2 protein-coding genes are annotated in these 1,478 nt (G+C 40.0%); both read right to left on the bottom strand.

Annotated elements, in window-relative coordinates; translation table 11 throughout:
- Positions 1-89 precede the first annotated feature (89 nt).
- A complete protein-coding gene (locus EI164_RS16070; protein WP_192520982.1) occupies positions 90-962 on the bottom strand; it encodes an MBL fold metallo-hydrolase in 873 nt (290 codons plus the stop codon).
- A 196-nt stretch (positions 963-1,158) separates the two neighbouring features.
- Positions 1,159-1,478 (bottom strand): transposase (locus EI164_RS16075; protein WP_318779513.1); only part of this gene is annotated, 320 nt, incomplete at its 5' end.

Genomic DNA, 1,478 nt, shown 5'->3' on the forward strand with positions numbered 1-1,478 from the left:
GTACTACGCTATGCTTTAGGTTGGCAATATATCTCTGGTTTTGCGTAAGTCCTAATAAGATTTCAGTTCTTACTTACGCTTATATCCGTTCATTGTCCAAGAACATTAATTGGTACTTTCAAATAACGAGTACCATTGTCTTCTGCCTTTGGAAAATGACCTGCATCAATATTGACTTGTACTGACGGAACAATCAGACGTGGCATTTCAAGAGTGGCATCACGGCGCTCACGCATTTGTACAAACTCTGCTTCATTGATACCATCTTTTACATGGATATTGCCCATCTTTTGCGCAGCAACGGTAGTGGTTGGGCAATGCTTGCGACCTTTGCTCGGATAGTCATGGCACAGATACATAATCGTATCTTCAGGCAGTGCAAGCAGCTTTTGAATTGAGTGATACAAAGTTTTAGCATCTCCACCTGGGAAGTCACAGCGAGCCGTGCCCACATCAGGTGCAAACAAGGTATCGCCAACAAAGACCACCGTTTTTTCATTGTCAGCAGCAATATAAGCCATATCAGCCGGGGTGTGACCTGGCACATACATAACGGTAATGGTGATGTCGCCAAGCATGAAGCTCTCACCATCATCCGTTAAAATATCAAACTGACTGGCATCAGTCCGAAAGCTGGTGTCAAAGTTAAAAATTTGCTTAAATATTTTTTGTACTTCGGTGATATGCTGACCTATGACGAGTTGCCCACTAAGTAACTCTTTTACGTGAGCAGCAGCTGATATATGATCTGCATGGGCATGGGTTTCTATGATATAGCTCAGTTTCCAACCATGCTCACGCACAAACTCAATCACCCCATCAACGCTAGTAGTACCAGTACATCCTGACTTGGCATCAAAATCTAATACTGGATCGATGATGGCACATACTTGATTTTGAACGTCTGCGAGTACGTGAGTATAGGTTTCTGTATCGCTGTGTAAGAAAGAATGTACTTGCATGGCTACCTCTTTTCTTTTAGATGAATATTTTATTTTTTTATAAATTCTTAAGTATAATATGTGCTTGGTTATCGTATTTACCATTACATACTGACTTGCTATGTATGCTAATATAGCAATTGCCTATCAATTTATATAATGTAAATAAACATAACTTGATATGTCTTACAATATCATTGATAATTAAACCCCACTCTCAACTTGAAATAAGCAAATCAAACTGAAGAGGCGGGTTACCAAGTTTTTTATTGAGTACAAAGCACAGATTATGCGACAGAATCTTACGAATCAATCGATGAGACAAATGCCATAAATCTCTTGCTCGTACCTTTTGTATATTAAATCGTTCTGATAACTGACCAATGACTGTTTCAACGATACGGCGGGCTTTCATTAGCCGTCTTACCACAGGTTTGGGTCTATCTTCTTTCATATTAGCTCTGAGTGGCGTTTGTAAATCTACTCCTTGAGCGTCGTAGTACGATGTCAGACTCGGGCTGATATACCCTTTATCAG

Origin of the sequence: Psychrobacter sp. FME13, from assembly GCF_014861395.1 — a bacterium.
Lineage (GTDB): Bacteria > Pseudomonadota > Gammaproteobacteria > Pseudomonadales > Moraxellaceae > Psychrobacter.

Excerpts from the sequence above, each read along its gene's own strand:
- EI164_RS16070 (WP_192520982.1), bottom strand. The coding sequence starts at position 962 with ATGCAAGTACATTCTTTCTTACACAGCGATACAGAAACCTATACTCAC.